Genomic DNA, 16,353 nt, shown 5'->3' on the forward strand with positions numbered 1-16,353 from the left:
CCACAGGACGACGGGCCCCCGCCTCACAGGGGAGGCGGGGGCCCGGGAGTCGTAGGGGGCGGGCGTCAGCGGGACCGCTTGGCCAGCCGCTCCACGTCCAGCAGGATCACCGCGCGGGCCTCCAGGCGGAGCCACCCTCGCTGGGCGAAGTCCGCCAGCGCCTTGTTGACCGTCTCACGCGACGCGCCGACCAGCTGGGCCAGCTCCTCCTGGGTGAGGTCGTGCACCACGTGGATGCCCTCCTCGGACTGCACGCCGAACCGTCGCGAGAGGTCCAGCAGCGCGCGCGCCACACGTCCGGGCACGTCCGAGAAGACCAGGTCCGACATCTGGTCGTTGGTCTTGCGCAGCCGCCGCGCCACGGCGCGCAGCAGCGCCGCCGCCACCTCGGGCCGGGCGTTCAGCCACGGCTGGAGGTCGCCGTGACCCAGACCCAGCAGCTTGACCTCGGTCAGCGCGGTCGCGGTGGCCGTACGCGGGCCCGGGTCGAACAGCGACAGTTCGCCTATCAGCTCACCGGGGCCGAGTACGGCCAGCATGTTCTCGCGGCCGTCGGGCGAGGTGCGGTGAAGCTTGACCTTGCCCTCCATGACCACGTACAGGCGGTCCCCGGGGTCGCCCTCGTGGAACAGCGAGTCGCCGCGGGCGAGGGTCACCTCACTCATGGAGGCGCGCAGCTCCGCGGCCTGCTCGTCATCGAGCGCCGCGAAGAGCGGGGCGCGCCGCAGAACGTCGTCCACGAGTTCTCTCCTTGTCGACCTGCTCAGGGGATGTTGCTCCCCGGTTTACCAGGGGACCGTGTTCCCCGTTTTGCCGGACGGTCCAAACAGTGTGATCTGTCACAAGGATGCCGCATTGGCGAGCCGGGGTATGCGGCAGGGGTCCAATTGGGGGCCGATCGTCGGGGTACGCGGCGGAGGCCGGCGTCGGGCCTTAGGCTGGCCGGGTGTCCAATTCCCCGGTGACAGCACAGGCCAAGGGGGCTGAGCGGGTGGTTGCACGGCGTGATTCCGCTGTGGGCGAACATGCTCGTGGCGAGGGTAATAAAGCGGCAAAAAGGGCACAAGTGGCGCCCGGTGAGGCGTCGGCGGAGCGGCCTGCCGGGAAGACCGCCGCCGCCTCGACCGCCGCCGGGAAAGCCGCCGCGAAGAAGGCTTCCCCGAAGACAGCGTCGGCGAAGAAGGCGGCCGCGCAGAAGGCCACGTCCGCCGCCGAGACCGGTGCCGCCGCGAAGACGGCAGCCAAGAAGACGGCAGCCAAGGCGCCCGCCAAGAAGACGGCCGCCAAGAGGACGGCCGTCGAGAAGACCACCGGCAAGAAAGCCCCCGCCAAGAAGGCCGCCCCCGTGCAGGCGGTCGGCGAGAAGGCCACGATCGCCGTCCGGGGCGCCGTTCCCCCGAGGACCGTCGCCCCGAAGCCGCGCAGGAACGAGTCGCGTACCGCCCTCGTCCGGCGCGCCCGCCGCATCGACCGCGAGCTCGCCGAGGTGTACCCGTACGCCCATCCGGAGCTGGACTTCGAGAGCCCCTTCCAGCTGATCGTGGCCACGGTCCTGTCCGCGCAGACCACCGACCTGCGGGTGAACCAGACCACCCCGGCGCTCTTCGCCCGGTACCCGACCCCCGAGGACCTCGCCGCGGCCGACCCTGAGGAGGTCGAGGCGATCCTGCGCCCGACCGGCTTCTTCCGGGCCAAGACCAAGTCGGTGATAGGGCTCTCCAAGGCCCTGGTGGAGCAGTTCGGCGGCGAGGTGCCCGGCCGCCTGGAGGACCTCGTCAAACTGCCCGGTGTCGGGCGCAAGACGGCCTTCGTGGTGCTGGGCAACGCCTTCGGCCGGCCCGGCATCACCGTCGACACCCACTTCCAGCGGCTCGTCCGCCGCTGGCAGTGGACGGACGAGACCGATCCCGACAAGATCGAGTCGGCCGTCGGCGCGCTCTTCCCGAAGAGCGACTGGACGATGCTCTCGCATCACGTGATCTTCCACGGCCGCCGCATCTGCCACGCCCGCAAGCCGGCCTGCGGCGCCTGCCCGATCGCCCCGCTCTGCCCGGCGTACGGAGAGGGAGAGACCGACCCGGAGAAGGCGAAGAAGCTCCTGAAGTACGAGAAGGGCGGCCTCCCGGGCCAGCGGCTCAAGCCCCCGCAGGCCTATCTGGACGCGGGTGGGATCCCGGCCCCGCCGCTGGGGGCCGGGTGACGGGTGTGCGCGCTCACGCGCTTCTCGCAGGGGAGGGACGCAGTCCGGCGGGCCGCGTGGCAGGACACCCGTACGGGCGACGTGTGGAACGATTCGCGGCCCCAGGGGCGTTGGGATCGGCAGAACGGGGGTGGCGATGAGACACGCGAGCGACACGGATCACACGAGCGCCACGGACGGGGGTCGGCTGCGGCTGAGCACGGAGGGCCTGCCCGAGTGGCTCGGCCCGGTCGCACGGGTGGTGGAGACCGTCGAGCCGTTGCAGCTCAGCCGCTTCCTGCCGCCGGAGAACGGCGAGGGGCGCCAGTCGGCCGTACTGGTCCTGTTCGGGCACGGCGACCGCGGCCCCGAGCTGCTGCTGATGGAGCGGGCCGGCTCGCTGCGCTCGCACGCCGGGCAGCCCTCGTTCCCCGGCGGGGCCCTCGACCCCGAGGACGGCGACCCGACGGCCGAGGGGCCGCTGCGGGCCGCGCTCCGCGAGGCCGAGGAGGAGACGGGACTCGACCCCGGCGGCGTTCAGCTCTTCGGCGTGCTCCCCAGGCTCTACATCCCGGTCAGCGGCTTCGTGGTGACGCCGGTCCTCGGCTGGTGGCGGGAGCCCAGCCCGGTGGACGTCGTCGATCCGAACGAGACGGCGCGGGTCTTCACCGTCCCCGTGGTGGATCTCACGAATCCGGCCAACAGGGCCACCACCGTCCACCCCAGTGGGTACCGAGGCCCGGCATTCCTGGTCGAATCGGCCCTCGTCTGGGGCTTCACCGCGGGCGTGATCGACCGCCTGCTCCACTACGCGGGCTGGGAGCGCCCCTGGGACCGCGACAAGCAGGTCCCGCTCGACTGGCGCGCATGACAAGGTTGCCCCCGTGCTGTGGTTCTCCCGCGACGCCGCGCCATCGCCGCTGCTCGGCGGTCCGGGCCCCCGGCCGGACGACGGCGACCGGAAAGCGACGAGGCGAGGCTTGAAGCAGTGAACGTGCTGGACATCCTGTTGCTGGTCGCCGCCGTCTGGTTCGCGATCGTCGGCTACCGCCAGGGCTTCGTCGTCGGCATCCTGTCGGTGATCGGTTTCCTGGGCGGCGGCCTCGTCGCGGTCTACCTGCTTCCCTTCGTCTGGGACAAGGCGACGGGCGACCACAAGGTGAGCACGACCGTCGCCGTCGTCGCCGTGGTCGTGGTGATCGTCTGTGCCTCCGTCGGCCAGGCCCTGACCACCCACTTGGGCAACAAGCTGCGCCGCTACATCACCTGGTCCCCGGCCCGCGCCCTGGACGCCACGGGCGGCGCCCTCGTCAACGTGGTGGCGATGCTCCTGGTCGCCTGGCTGATCGGCTCCGCCCTCGCGGGGACGACGCTGCCGACCCTCGGCAGGGAGGTCCGCGGCTCCAAGGTGCTCCAGGGTGTCTCCCGGGCGCTGCCCGCACAGGCGGACACCTGGTTCGCCGACTTCTCCACGGTCCTCGCGCAGAACGGCTTCCCCCAGGTCTTCAGCCCGTTCGCGAACGAGCCCATCACCGAGGTCCAGCCCCCCGACCCGGCCCTCGCGAAGAGCGCGGTCGCCACCCGGGCGCGGCGCTCCATCGTCAAGGTCGTCGGCACCGCCCAGAGTTGCGGCAAGGTCCTCGAAGGCACGGGTTTCGTCTTCGCCGACCGCCGGGTGATGACCAACGCCCATGTGGTGGGCGGGGTCGACGAACCCACCGTGCAGATAGGCGGCGAGGGCAGGAAGTACGACGCGAAGGTCGTCCTCTACGACTGGCGGCGCGACATCGCCGTACTCGACGTGCCGGATCTGGACGCGCCGGCACTGCGCTTCACGTCCACGGACGCGGCCGGCGGCACCAACGCGATCGTCGCGGGCTTCCCGCAGAACGGGTCGTACAACGTCCAGCCCGCGCGCCTCCGCGGCCGCATCACGGCCAACGGCCCCGACATCTACCACCGCGGCACCGTCCGCCGCGAGGTGTACTCGCTGTACGCGACCGTCCGCCAGGGCAACTCCGGCGGCCCGCTCCTCACCACGCAGGGCAGGGTCTACGGAGTGGTGTTCGCCAAGTCCCTCGACGACGCCGACACCGGGTACGCGCTCACGGCCGACGAGATCCAGCCGGACATCACCCAGGGCCGTACGGCGAACCAGCAGGTGGACAGCGACAACTGCGCGCTGTGAACCCGAAGGGCGGGGCGGCCGCTGCCGGGTGACCGGTCAGCCGCGCGGGTGGCGCAGACGTACCGAGACCCATCGGGCCCGGCGGCGCAGAATGTGCGGAATGCCCACTCGGGGATCCGCGCCCGCCGACTGCGGGGCGCCCCTCTGGTGCGAGCTCGGACCGGTGGCCGAGCGGCGGTCGCGTGCTGCGTCACTGTAGTCGTGCGTCCAGCCCATACCCCGACCTCTGCCCCTGCCCCAAGGTCGATAACCGCCTTGGCACCCCTCAATTGGCCTATGCGCCGGGCATGTGGCCGCGCGGGGAACAGGCGTTCCCATCCTCGGGTGCCGGGCGTTCTCGGGCGGTCACCCACGGGGCTCGAAGTCCTCCGGCCGACCGGCCGGTTCGTGCGGATCCCGGGGGCGCTCAGCGGTCGGGCTCGGGGTCCCTGAGCCAGTTGATCAGCTCGGAGGAGAACGCGAGGGGATCCTCCTCGTGGGGGAAGTGCCCCAGCCCGTCGAACAGCCGCCAGCGGTACGGCGCCTCGACGTACTCACCCGACCCGGCCGCGCTCCTCGTCCGCATCACGGGGTCCAGCGAGCCGTGCAGATGCAGCGTCGGGACCCGAACGGGCCGCTTCATACGGCGGTTGAACTGGATGCCGTCGGGGCGGGCCAGGGAGCGCACCATCCAGCGGTAGGGCTCGATCGAGCAGTGCGCCGTGGACGGGATGCACATGGCACGCCGGTAGCTCTCCACGGCCTCGTCGTCCGGCGTCCGGGGCCCCGACCAGTCGCGGAGGAGCCGGCCCACCAGGGCCGCGTGATCGGCGGTGAGCCGGCGTTCCGGGATCCACGGCCGCTGGAAGCCCCAGATGTAGGAGCTCGCGGCCGTCTGCTTGACGTCGCTGAGCATCGCCGAGCGCCAGCGCCGAGGATGCGGCATGGAGGCGACCACCAGCCGCCGTACGAGCTTGGGACGCATGGCGGCCGCCGTCCAGGCGAGATAGCCGCCCAGGTCGTGGCCGACGAGCGCGGCATCGGGCTCGCCCAGGGACCGTACGACGCCGGTGATGTCGAGCGCGAGGTTCGCCGGGTCGTAACCGCGCGGCGTACGGTCGCTGCCCCCGACCCCGCGCAGATCCATCGCCACGGCCCGGAACCCGGCGTCGGCGAGCGCGACCAACTGGTGCCGCCAGGTCCACCAGAACTGCGGGAATCCGTGCAACAGCAGGACCAGCGGACCGTCGCCCAGTTCCGCGATGTGGAAACGCGCGCCATTGGCCGCTACATCCCGGTGCGTCACCTCTCTCCCGCCGGGCACGCCGAGCCGGACGACCGAGGTGGGTTGCGCCGAAGGAGTGGCAGGGTCCGTCATGAGGACGAGCGTGCCACAGCCTCGACCCCCGTGTCGGCCCGGTTGGGCTGACGGGGGTGCGGCTTGGCCCTCTGCAGGACGCCGGCGGTCTCCTTCATCGACGCGGCGACCTTCTGCGGACCCTTGCTCTTCTTGGCCTTCTTCGCGAAGGCCACGCCGATGAGCGCGAGGAGCCCGGCGACCAACACGTTGGCGGCGAAGGACAGCAGGAAGCAGACGGCCAGGTTCCAGCCGCTCCAGGTCCGAATGCCGTACGCCAGTGCGAAGTTCAGCATGGGGAGGGAGAACAGCAGCATGGCCCCCGCGGCCGAGAACGCGCCACCGCTGGCCGCACCGCGCTTGACGTCCTGCTTGAGCTGGGCCTTCGCCAGCGCGATCTCGTCGTGCACCAGCGCGGACATCTCGGTCGTCGCCGAGGCGAACAACTGGCCGATGCTGCGTTCGGCGCCGACCGGGCTGCCGTCGGGTGCGCTCATCGGGGTCTCCCTGCTCTCTGCGTACGTCTCCGCGGATTGCTGCGGAGTTTTGCGGATGTGTCAGATCATGCCGGACGCTCGTTCTCCTCGCCTGCCCCGCCCGCCACTTCGGCAAGCGTGCCGTTCCCTTCCCCGCCGGGCGGGCGGTTCCCGCCCCCTCCGCGTGTGCGGTTCTTGTCCCGGGCGGGTGTGCGGTTCCTGTCCCGGGCGGGTGTGCCGTCCCCGAGGTCGGTGCCTGCTTCACGCTCGGTCGACCTCAGTGCGGCGATCCTGCGGTGCTCGGCGGCCTTGCGCTCGTGGATCTCGGCCATGCGCAGGTGGTACGCCGGGTCGTCCTGCTCGTAGACGTCGGGTATGCCGTCGAGGTCCTCGTCGCGCTCCTCGTCGGCGCACAGGGCGCGGTACTTGGCGTTGCGTACCTTCAGCAGTGTGGTCGCGCACGCCGCCGCCAGCAGTGATCCGACGAGCACCGCGGCCTTGACCTCGTCCATGAGCACCGCGTCACCGTCGAAGGCCAGTTCGCCGATGAGCAGCGAGACGGTGAAGCCGATGCCGGCGAGGGAGGCCACGGCGAACACGTCGGCCCAGGCGAGGCCGTCGCTGAGGGTGGCCCGGGTGAAGCGGACCGTCAGCCAGGTGCCGCCGAAGACGCCGACGGTCTTGCCGATGACGAGGCCGAGGACGACGCCCAGCGTCTCCGGCCTGGTGAACACGTCCCGCAGCGCCCCACCGGAGACCGTGACACCCGCGCTGAACAGGGCGAAGAGCGGGACCGCGAGACCGGCCGACAGAGGCCTCACGAGATGCTCGATGCGCTCGCCCGGGGAGCGCTCCTCGTCCTCGTGACGGTGGCAGCGCAGCATCAGCCCCATCGCCACACCGGCGATGGTGGCGTGCACGCCGCTGTTGTACATCAGCCCCCACACGACCAGGGCGAGCGGGACGTACACGTACCATCCCCGGACGCCCGCCCGCAGCAGTGCCCAGAACACGGCGAGGCCCGCGACGGCGCCCCCGAGCGCCACGAGGTTCAGCCGGTCCGTGAAGAAGACCGCGATGATCAGGATCGCGAAGAGGTCGTCGACGACGGCGAGGGTGAGCAGGAAGGCGCGCAGGGCGGACGGCAGGGAGGTGCCGATGACGGCCAGCACGGCGAGCGCGAAGGCGATGTCGGTGGCCGTGGGGACCGCCCAGCCGGCGAGGGAGCCGCCGCCGGCGGCGTTGGTGACGGCGTAGACGACCGCGGGTACCGCCATGCCGCAGAGCGCGGCGGCGACGGGCAGGACGGCGGTTCGCCGGTCCCGTAGCTCACCGGCGACCAGTTCCCGCTTCAGCTCGATCCCGGCGACGAAGAAGAAGACCGCGAGCAGGCCGTCGGCGGCCCAGTGCTCGACGGACAGATGCAGGCCCAGGGCGGCGGGGCCGAGGTGGTGGTGGCCGAGGCTCTCGTAGCTGCCGTGCAGCGCGGGTACGTTCGCCCAGACCAGCGCGGCGACGGCGGCGAGGAGGAGCAGCACACCGCCGACGGTCTCGGTGCGCAGCGCGTCCGCGACGAAGTTCCGCTCGGGCAGGGAGAGACGTCCGAGAAAGGTGCGGGTGCGGGGCGCGGCCACGGTGAGGACCTCCGGGTGGTGCGACATCATGACGGCCGTCACGAGATCCCTCGGACGACTTGCCGACCAGACTTCCCGGCACACCTTGAGTCCCCACTTTACCGGAGCCTTACCCTCGGGATCCGCCCTGCCGGGCAGAGGGGATGAAAAAGGGCGCCCGGCGTGCTGCCGGGCGCCCCATGTCCAGGTCGGGAACCTCAGTCCTCGTTCGAACCTCAGTCCCCGCTCGAACCTCAGTCCTCGCTCGACGCCGCCGGGAGCTTCGTCTGGATCAGTTCCATGACGGTGGAGTCGGTGAGGGTGGTGACGTCGCCCAGTTCGCGGTTCTCGGCGACATCGCGCAGCAGGCGGCGCATGATCTTGCCGGACCGGGTCTTGGGCAGTTCGGCGACGGGCAGGATCCGCTTGGGCTTGGCGATCGGGCCGAGGGTGGCGCCGACGTGGTCGCGCAGTTCGGCGACCAGCTTGTCGTCCTCGGACGCGGTGCCGCGCAGGATCACGAAGGCGACGATGGCCTGGCCGGTGGTCTCGTCGGCGGCGCCGACGACCGCCGCTTCGGCGACCGCGGGGTGCGAGACCAGGGCGGACTCGACCTCGGTGGTGGAGATGTTGTGGCCGGAGACGAGCATGACGTCGTCGACGCGTCCCAGGAGCCAGATGTCGCCGTCGTCGTCCTTCTTGGCGCCGTCGCCGGCGAAGTACTTGCCCTCGAAGCGGGACCAGTAGGTGTCGATGAAGCGCTGGTCGTCGCCCCAGATGGTGCGCAGCATGGAGGGCCAGGGCTCGGTGAGGACGAGGTAGCCGCCGCCTCCGTCGGGCACCTCGTTGGCCTCGTCGTCGACGACGGTGGCGCAGATGCCCGGCAGCGGCCGCTGGGCGGAGCCCGGCTTGGTCTCGGTGACGCCCGGCAGCGGCGAGATCATCATCGCGCCGGTCTCCGTCTGCCACCACGTGTCCACGATGGGGGTACGGTCGGCGCCGATGTGCTTGCGGTACCAGATCCAGGCCTCGGGGTTGATGGGCTCGCCGACGGAGCCGAGCACCCGGAGGGAGGACAGGTCGAACTTCGCGGGGATGTCGTCGCCCCACTTCATGAACGTGCGGATGGCCGTGGGGGCCGTGTACAGGATGGTGACCCCGTACTTCTGCACGATCTCCCAGAACCGGCCCTGGTGGGGGGTGTCGGGGGTGCCCTCGTACATGACCTGCGTGGCGCCGTTGGCCAGCGGGCCGTAGACGATGTAGGAGTGGCCGGTGACCCAGCCGATGTCCGCGGTGCACCAGTAGACGTCGGTCTCGGGCTTGAGGTCGAAGACCGCGTGGTGGGTGTAGGCCGCCTGGGTGAGGTAGCCGCCCGAGGTGTGCAGGATGCCCTTGGGCTTCCCCGTCGTCCCGGACGTGTACAGGATGAACAGCGGCTGCTCCGCCTCGAACGCCTCCGGCGTGTGCTCGGCGGACTGCCGCCCGACGAGGTCGTGCCACCACTGGTCGCGGCCCTCGGTCCAGGCGACCTCCTGGCCCGTGCGGCGCACGACGAGCACGTGCTGCACGCTCTCCACGCGCTCGAGGGCCTCGTCGACGGCCGGCTTGAGCGCGGACGGCTTGCCGCGGCGGTAGCCGCCGTCGGCGGTGATGACGATCTTGGCGTCGGCGTCCTGGATGCGGGTGGCGATCGCGTCCGCCGAGAAGCCGCCGAAGACCACGGAGTGCGTGGCACCGATGCGGGCGCAGGCCAGCATCGCGATCGCGGCCTCGGCGATCATCGGCATGTAGACGGCGACCCGGTCGCCCTTGCGGACGCCGAGCTCCAGCAGGGCGTTCGCGGCCTTGCAGACCTCGTCCTTGAGCTCGGCGTAGGTGATGGCGCGGCTGTCGCCGGGCTCACCCTCGAAGTGGATGGCGACGCGGTCGCCGTTGCCGGCCTCGACATGCCGGTCGACGCAGTTGTACGCGACGTTGAGCGTGCCGTCCTTGAACCACTTGGCGAACGGCGGGTTCGACCAGTCCAGCGTCTCGGTCGGTTCGGTGGCCCAGGTCAGCCGCCGGGCCTGCTCGGCCCAGAAACCGAGCCTGTCAGCCTTGGCCTGTTCGTACGCCTCCGCCGTGACGTTGGCGTTCGCGGCCAGCTCGGCGGGGGGCGCGAACCTGCGCTCTTCCTTCAGCAGGTTGGCCAGGCTTTCGTTGCTCACGACATCTCCCTTTCTCAGGGTGTCCGTTGTGTCCCAGGCCACAGCTCACCAGACCGGGGGGCTCGATGACAAGGGTCGGCCGGAAATTGGTTTAGACCTGTTGTGAGTCTGTCCCGAACAGCTCTCGTTTCGGTCACGTATGCGCCGCCGCCATGGTTCACCCGGCGCCATGGCGACGCATCTCACACCCGACACGTGAACCCTCGCCGCCGGACCGGTGGCGCGCAGCCGGCGGAGCGGGCCGCACACCACCCTGCCTCATGCCGGGCTGCGCAGGTCCCCGATCGCCCCCACCCGGCCGAAGACGTCCCCCTCCTCGGAGGGGGTGAGCAGATACGCCTGCGCCTCGCCCACGTGGAAGTACATCCCGTGCAGTGCGAGCGTGCCCTCGCCGAGTGCACGGCTCACGGCCTCGTGGGCCCGCAGGTGCTCCAGCTGCTGCACGACGTTGGTCAGGCACAGCTGCTCGACGGCGTCGGCCGGCTCCCGACCGGAGATCCGGGCCCAGGGCGGCTGGTCGTCGGTCATCCGCTGCAGGCTGGGCAGCCCGTGCCGCAGCCACCGCTGGAGCGGTGTCCGCACGCCGCCCGGCTCCGAGGCGAGGAGGGCCTGCATCGCCCCGCATCCCGAGTGCCCGCACACCGTGATGGACCGCACGCCCAGCACATCCACGGCGTACTCGATCGCCGCGGCCACCGAGTCGTCGCCGCTCTCCGCGCCGGGCAGTGGCACCAGATTGCCGACGTTGCGGACGACGAAGAGATCGCCCGGGCCGCTCGAGGTGATCATGGATGTGACGAGTCGCGAGTCGGCACAGGTGAGGAAGAGCTGCGACGGCCGCTGTCCCTCACGCGCGAGGCGGGCCAGCTCGCTGCGCACCAGCGGTGCGGTGTTCCGCTGGAACGCGCTGATCCCGCGTGCCAGTTGCTGCCCGGCGGGTTCGGCTCCGGTGGCCGGTCCCTCCGGACGTCCCCCGGGCGGCGCGGCCGGCGGCCGCTCGCACTGGTGGTTTCGCCATGGCGTCCAGGGCCGGCAGCGGCACGCCGACGCCTCCGCGGACTCCGGGCCCGAATCGGCTGCGGTGGATCCGGCGGACAGCGCGATTCGGGTTCCGGCGCGACCGGTGAGACCGACCGTGCCGCCGTGCGCGAGGTGTGTTCTCTGCCAGTCCTGCAGGGACTCGTACGCCGCGTGGTCCATGAACGACCCGTCCAGCTCCACGACTGCATCCGTGCCGGCGGGCACCTGGTGCAGCGCCCGGGTGAGCCGGGGCACCGCGAGGAACGTCAACTGCCCCCGGACCCGGACATGATGGGCTCCTTCCCGCTCCTCGTGGGTGATACGGGTGTGGGCGAGGCGGTGCAGGGCGACGGCGACGGCCACGGCCACCCCCAGGCACACGCCCTCCAGCACGCCGAGGAAGACGACGCCGAGCGTGGTGACCGCGTACACCAGCACCTCTCGGTGGCGGGTGACCGTGCGGATGTGGTGCAGGGACACCATCTGGATGCCGACGGCCATCACCAGCGCGGCGAGCGAGGCGAGGGGGATCAGCTCGAGCACCGGGACCATCAGCAGCGCGGCCACCACCACCCACACGCCGTGGAGCATCGTGGAGTTCCGGCTGACGGCGCCGGACTGCACGTTCGCCGCGCTGCGCACGGCGACGCCGGTGACGGGCAGCCCGCCGAGGGCCCCGGAGATCACATTGGCGGTGCCCTGGCCGCGCAGCTCCCGGTCGAGGTCCGGGCGGGGGACGCGCACCGTGCCGCGGAGGGTGGCGAGTTTGTCGACGGCGACGGCGGAGAGCAGGGACTCGATGCTGCCGACCAGGGTGATGGTGAGCACGGCGGTCGCGATGCCGAGGACGGGCCCTTCGGGCAGGTGCGGCAGTGCGTGGCTGGACCAGGAGGGCAGATCCACCCGGGCGAGACGCAGCCCGGCGAGCGAGGCCGTCGATGTGGCACCCACGACGGCCACCAGGGCCGGCGGGACACGGCGCAGGAGGCGTCCGGCCCGTCCGGGAATCCGGGGCCAGATCAGCAGGAGGGCCAGAGTGAGCGCGCTCACCGACACGGCGGCCGGGTGGATACGCGCCAACTGGGCGGGCAGCGCCCGCAGGTTGTCGAGGACGGCGCTCTGCGGGGTGCCGCCGAGCACGATGTGGAGTTGGGCGACGGCGATGGTGACGCCGATGCCCGCGAGCATGCCGTGCACGATCGCCGGGCTCACGGCCAGGGCCGTACGCGCCACACGCAGGCAGCCGAGGCACAGTTGGACGAGCCCGGCGAGGACCGTGATCGCGCAGGTCGTGCGCCATCCGTAGCGGTGGATGAGGTCGGCGGTGACCACTGTCAGTCCGGCGGCGGGGCCGCTGACCTGGAGCGCGGAGCCGCCGAGCCGGCCGGCGACGAGTCCGCCGACGGCCGCGGCGACGAGACCGGCCTGGAGCGGGGCGTCGGTGGCGAGCGCGATTCCGAGGGACAGGGGGAGGGCGATCAGGAAGACCGCGATGGAGGCCGACAGGTCGGCGCCCGCGATGCGCAGGCGCCGGGGCCGGGTCGGCGGTGGGCTGTGGGGCTGGTGCGCGTCGTCGGGCCGAGTCGAGTCGGTGGCGCGGGCGGGGACGCAGGCAGACATGCTTCCCGTCTCCTTCTGTGCGGCGCGGTCGCGGAGGTGGTTCCGGCGTGTGTGCGGACCGGGGTGGCGCGGCCGTGGGTCACGGCGAACAGCGGCGGGATGTTCCAACACTCAGTAAATGAATCGTAATGCTGAGTAAAATCAAACGTATGGCAAAGCGCAGCAAACAGGTCAATAAATCACTCAAGGGGGTGAATCGCTGATTTCTTCGGCTTGTCATATGAGTGGAGCCGAGGCCGGCGCCCGGCCCGGCGCCGGGGCTTGGGTTCCGCACGCACGAGGCCGGCCGGGCCCCCACGGAGGGCTGGGAGTCCCCCCTGGCGGCCCGGCCGGCATGTCGTCACGTCCGGCGGCCGTTGGTCACACCGCGGCCGCCACGTCCTCGTGGAGGACGAACCCGGGGTCGACCTGTGCCGCCAGATCGATCCCCGTGCGCTCATTGCCCCAGCTGGCCGCGTTCTTCAGGTGGAAGTGCACCATCTGGCGCGTGTAGTGCGCCCAGTCGCGCAACTCGTACGTGGCGTCGGCGGCGACCTGAAGGGTGCGCAGTGCGCCGCGGTTGGCGTCCTCCAGGAGGTGGAACCGGGGCGGGCGGCCCTTTTCCATGGAGCGCACCCAGTCGGAGTGCCCGACCGTCACGAGCAGGTCGTCACCGACCTCGGCGCGCAGGAAGTCGATGTCGTCCTGGCCCTGCACCTTGTTGCCGACGACTCTCAGGACCACTCCGAAGTCGCGGGCGTACTGCCGGTACTGGCGGTAGACGGAGACCCCCTTCCGGGTCGGCTCCGCGACGAGGAAGGTGATGTCGAAGCGGGTGAACAGGCCGGAGGCGAAGGAGTCCGAGCCCGCCGTCATGTCGACCACCACGTATTCGTCGCGGCCGTCCACCAGGTGGTTCAGGAACAGCTCCACCGCTCCCGTCTTGGAGTGGTAGCAGGCGACCCCCAGGTCGGCGTCCGTGAAGGGACCGGTGACCATCAGACGGACGCTGCCGCCGTCGAGTTCCACCGGGTGCGCGCAGGCGTCGTACACCGGGTTGTCCTCCCGCACCCGCAGCAGTCGTGAGCCCTCTCCCGGAGGGGTCGTCTTGATCATCGTCTCGGCGGAGGTGATGCGTGGGTTGCTGCCCCGCAGGCAGTCCTTGATCAGCGGCAGTCGCTCACCCATGGCCGGCAGCGCCGCGGCCTCGTCCTCGTCGAGTCCGAGCGCGGCTCCGAGGTGCTGGTTGATGTCGGCGTCGACGGCGACGACGGGCACTCCGGTGGCGGCGAGATGGCGGATGAACAGGGATGACAGCGTTGTCTTGCCGCTGCCGCCCTTCCCGACGAAAGCAATTTTCATATTCACCAAGAGTAGCCGTGCGATGTCTCTGGGTGACAGGCGGCCGTGAGGAAGACCACTCCTTCGAAGGAGGGGCGCCGAGGTGCGTAGGGTCGTACTCATGAGTACGACAGGGGCGACCCCCGATCCGCTCGCGGCCCTGGGCTCGCTGCCCGGGGTGCCGGAGTCCGTGGAGTCCGTGCGCAAGGCGGTGGACCGGGTCTACGGGCACCGGATCATGCGACGCCGCAGCAATGAGATCACCTCCGAGGCGGCGCTGCGCGGCGCCCGAGGCTCGGCGGCGCTGGCGGGCGCCGACTGGGCCCTGGAAGAGGTGCGCCGACGCACCGACTTCAGCGGGGACGACGAGGCCCGCGCGGTCGGCGCGGCCCTCCGGCTGACCGCCGAGGCGGGACAACTGCTGTCCGTCTGGCGGCAGTCGCCCCTGCGGGTGCTGGCGCGGCTGCATCTGTTGGCGGCCGCGGGCTCCGACCCCCGCGTGGGGCGTCCCCGTCAGGACGGCGAGCCCGTGGACGAGCCGCTCGTGGAACTGCCGCTTCCGGACGCGGCCGAGGTCTCCGGCCGCCTCGAGGGGCTGTCCCGGCTGATCATCGCGGGTGGTTCGGCCCCTGCGCTCGTGACCGCGGCCGTCGTGCACGGCGAACTGCTCGCACTCCGCCCCTTCGGCTCCCACAACGGCCTCGTCGCCCGCGCGGCCGAGCGCCTCGTCCTCGTGGGCAGCGGCCTCGACCCGAAGGCGGTCTGCCCCGCGGAGGTGGGTCACGCGGAACTGGGTGCCGCGGCCTATGCCGCGGCCCTCGAGGGCTATGCGTCGGGCACTTCCGAGGGTGTGGCGGCCTGGATCGCCCACTGTGCGAAGGCGGTCGGACTGGGGGCCCGGGAGTCGACCGCGGTCTGCGAGGCGCTGCAGCGCGGGGCGGCATAGCTCCCGGCGGAGGGAGCGGCCCTCCGGGGCCCGGCGGGCATCGGCCCCCGGACGGAGGGAACCGCCCTCCGGGCCCGGCGTGGTTGCGGCGGTACGAGGTCTCGTACCGCCGCTGGCATGTTCACCGGGTTACCAAGCGTCCTCGATGTGTCGCCCATCAGGCCGGGATCTTCTGCCCGTCGCCTGGTGCGGCTGGCCCGTAATCGACGGGTCGACGTCGCGTGGGTGCCCGGTGTTCATGCACGGTCCGCGGGGCCAAAGCGTCGTCAAGGCGATCCTCTCGGATGTCCTTTGGTCTCTCGGGCCTCAATGCCTTTGTACTCCTGGGCCGGGGCGAGCGGAAGGCCCGGACGGTGCTCTCCGCCCATGGGGCCGAAGGCGCGCGAACCGGGCGCGACCGGCCGTGCTTCCGCGGCCCGCCCGCCGGTTCACACGGCCGGCGTCCGGCGCCGGCTCGCGTACCAGACGAGTCCCGCGGTGGCCGCCGCCGCTCCGATGGCGGCCGCGGCGACGAGCGCGGGCCGCGGCGGCGCGGCCAGTCGCTGCTTCAGGCGGACCGGACGGTGGAAGTCCAGGACCGGCCACCCGCGCGCCACGGCCTCGCGGCGCAGCGCCCGGTCCGGGTTCACGGCGTGCGGGTGGCCGACGGACTCCAGCATCGGCAGATCGGTCGCGGAGTCGCTGTAGGCGTAGCACCGCGCGAGGTCGTATCCCTCGGACCCGGCGAGTTCCTTGATCGCCTCCGCCTTCGTGGGCCCGTACGCGTAGTACTCCACCTCGCCCGTGAAGCAGCCGTCGCCGCCCACGACCATGCGGGTGGCGACCACCCGGTCCGCGCCGAGCATCTCGCCGATCGGTTCGACCACCTCGGCGCCCGACGTGGACACGATGACGACGTCGCGCCCGGCGGTGTGATGCTCCTCGATGAGGGAGGCGGCCTCGTCGTAGATGATCGGGTCGATCAGGTCGTGGAGGGTCTCGGCGACTATCTCCTTGACCTGCTGGACGTTCCAGCCGCGGCACAGGGTGGACAGGTACTCGCGCATCCGCTCCATCTGGTCGTGGTCGGCGCCGCCCGCCAGAAACAGGAACTGCGCATATGCGGTGCGCAGGACGGCCCTGCGGTTGATCAGTCCCCCTTGGTAGAAGGACTTACTGAAGGTAAGCGTGCTCGACTTCGCAATGACCGTCTTGTCCAGGTCAAAGAAGGCCGCTGTGCGGGGCAAGGAGTGGTTTTCCACGGCCCGAGCATATGCGCCCACCATTCGGCGTAAGGTGGGGCGCGTGGGTTTGCCTGAGAAGGCTCTCGGGTACACCATGGAAGTCACGGATCGTTCGCGACCGTGCTAACCCGGCCCGACTCCTCCCCCCCCCGAGTCGGCCGTGGGGACGACCCCCGCTCTCCCCCCCGGCGGGGGTCGTCGCATGTCCGGGTGGGTTTTTCT

At 71.3% G+C, this 16,353-nt stretch carries 13 protein-coding genes; 4 read left to right on the forward strand and 9 right to left on the reverse strand.

What is annotated here, in order from left to right; genetic code table 11:
• Positions 1–65 precede the first annotated feature (65 nt).
• Positions 66–740 (reverse strand): Crp/Fnr family transcriptional regulator, encoded by a 675-nt coding sequence (locus ACFYMU_RS30180; RefSeq protein ID WP_103837943.1) that lies wholly within the window; start codon positions 738–740, stop codon positions 66–68.
• 326 nt (positions 741–1,066) lie between these two features.
• Between ACFYMU_RS30180 and nth the strand changes: the two genes are divergently transcribed.
• From nth to ACFYMU_RS30195, 3 genes are all read left to right on the forward strand, one after another.
• Positions 1,067–2,200: an endonuclease III gene (gene nth / locus ACFYMU_RS30185; protein WP_388379903.1), complete on the forward strand. Its 1,134-nt coding sequence runs from the start codon at positions 1,067–1,069 to the stop codon at positions 2,198–2,200.
• A gap of 136 nt (positions 2,201–2,336) precedes the next feature.
• Positions 2,337–3,050: an NUDIX hydrolase gene (locus ACFYMU_RS30190; protein ID WP_388379905.1), complete on the forward strand. Its 714-nt coding sequence runs from the start codon at positions 2,337–2,339 to the stop codon at positions 3,048–3,050.
• A gap of 117 nt (positions 3,051–3,167) precedes the next feature.
• Entirely contained in the window at positions 3,168–4,367 is a 1,200-nt protein-coding gene (locus ACFYMU_RS30195) for a MarP family serine protease (protein WP_388379908.1), read from the forward strand.
• 36 nt (positions 4,368–4,403) lie between these two features.
• On the opposite strand, the gene ACFYMU_RS30200 is transcribed toward ACFYMU_RS30195, so the two are convergent.
• From ACFYMU_RS30200 to ACFYMU_RS30230, 7 genes are all read right to left on the reverse strand, one after another.
• Entirely contained in the window at positions 4,404–4,583 is a 180-nt protein-coding gene (locus tag ACFYMU_RS30200) for a hypothetical protein (protein WP_388379911.1), read from the reverse strand.
• A 190-nt stretch (positions 4,584–4,773) separates the two neighbouring features.
• Positions 4,774–5,724 (reverse strand): alpha/beta fold hydrolase, encoded by a 951-nt coding sequence (locus ACFYMU_RS30205; RefSeq protein ID WP_388379914.1) that lies wholly within the window; start codon positions 5,722–5,724, stop codon positions 4,774–4,776.
• Positions 5,721–6,200: a phage holin family protein gene (locus ACFYMU_RS30210; protein WP_388379917.1), complete on the reverse strand. Its 480-nt coding sequence runs from the start codon at positions 6,198–6,200 to the stop codon at positions 5,721–5,723. Before ACFYMU_RS30210 ends, ACFYMU_RS30205 begins: the two co-directional genes overlap by 4 nt.
• Before the next feature lie 65 nt (positions 6,201–6,265).
• The gene (nhaA, locus tag ACFYMU_RS30215; RefSeq protein WP_388380135.1) at positions 6,266–7,840 is read right to left on the reverse strand and encodes a Na+/H+ antiporter NhaA; all 1,575 of its coding nucleotides are present in this window, start codon (positions 7,838–7,840) and stop codon (positions 6,266–6,268) included.
• Positions 7,841–8,046: 206 nt separating this feature from the next.
• Positions 8,047–10,044, reverse strand: coding sequence for an acetate--CoA ligase (gene acs, locus ACFYMU_RS30220; RefSeq protein WP_388379920.1), 1,998 nt, complete (start codon positions 10,042–10,044; stop codon positions 8,047–8,049).
• A 216-nt stretch (positions 10,045–10,260) separates the two neighbouring features.
• Positions 10,261–12,642, reverse strand: coding sequence for a SulP family inorganic anion transporter (locus ACFYMU_RS30225; protein ID WP_388379922.1), 2,382 nt, complete (start codon positions 12,640–12,642; stop codon positions 10,261–10,263).
• Positions 12,643–13,002: 360 nt separating this feature from the next.
• Entirely contained in the window at positions 13,003–13,983 is a 981-nt protein-coding gene (locus ACFYMU_RS30230) for an ATP-binding protein (RefSeq protein ID WP_388379925.1), read from the reverse strand.
• A 100-nt stretch (positions 13,984–14,083) separates the two neighbouring features.
• Between ACFYMU_RS30230 and ACFYMU_RS30235 the strand changes: the two genes are divergently transcribed.
• Complete coding sequence (locus ACFYMU_RS30235; protein WP_388379927.1) at positions 14,084–14,908, forward strand: oxidoreductase; 825 nt, start codon at positions 14,084–14,086, stop codon at positions 14,906–14,908.
• Between the two features lie 428 nt (positions 14,909–15,336).
• On the opposite strand, the gene ACFYMU_RS30240 is transcribed toward ACFYMU_RS30235, so the two are convergent.
• A complete protein-coding gene (locus tag ACFYMU_RS30240; protein WP_388379930.1) occupies positions 15,337–16,173 on the reverse strand; it encodes an HAD family hydrolase in 837 nt (278 codons plus the stop codon).
• Between the last annotated feature and the right edge of the window lie 180 nt (positions 16,174–16,353).

This window comes from Streptomyces sp. NPDC007264, assembly GCF_042869095.1.
Lineage (GTDB): Bacteria > Actinomycetota > Actinomycetes > Streptomycetales > Streptomycetaceae > Streptomyces.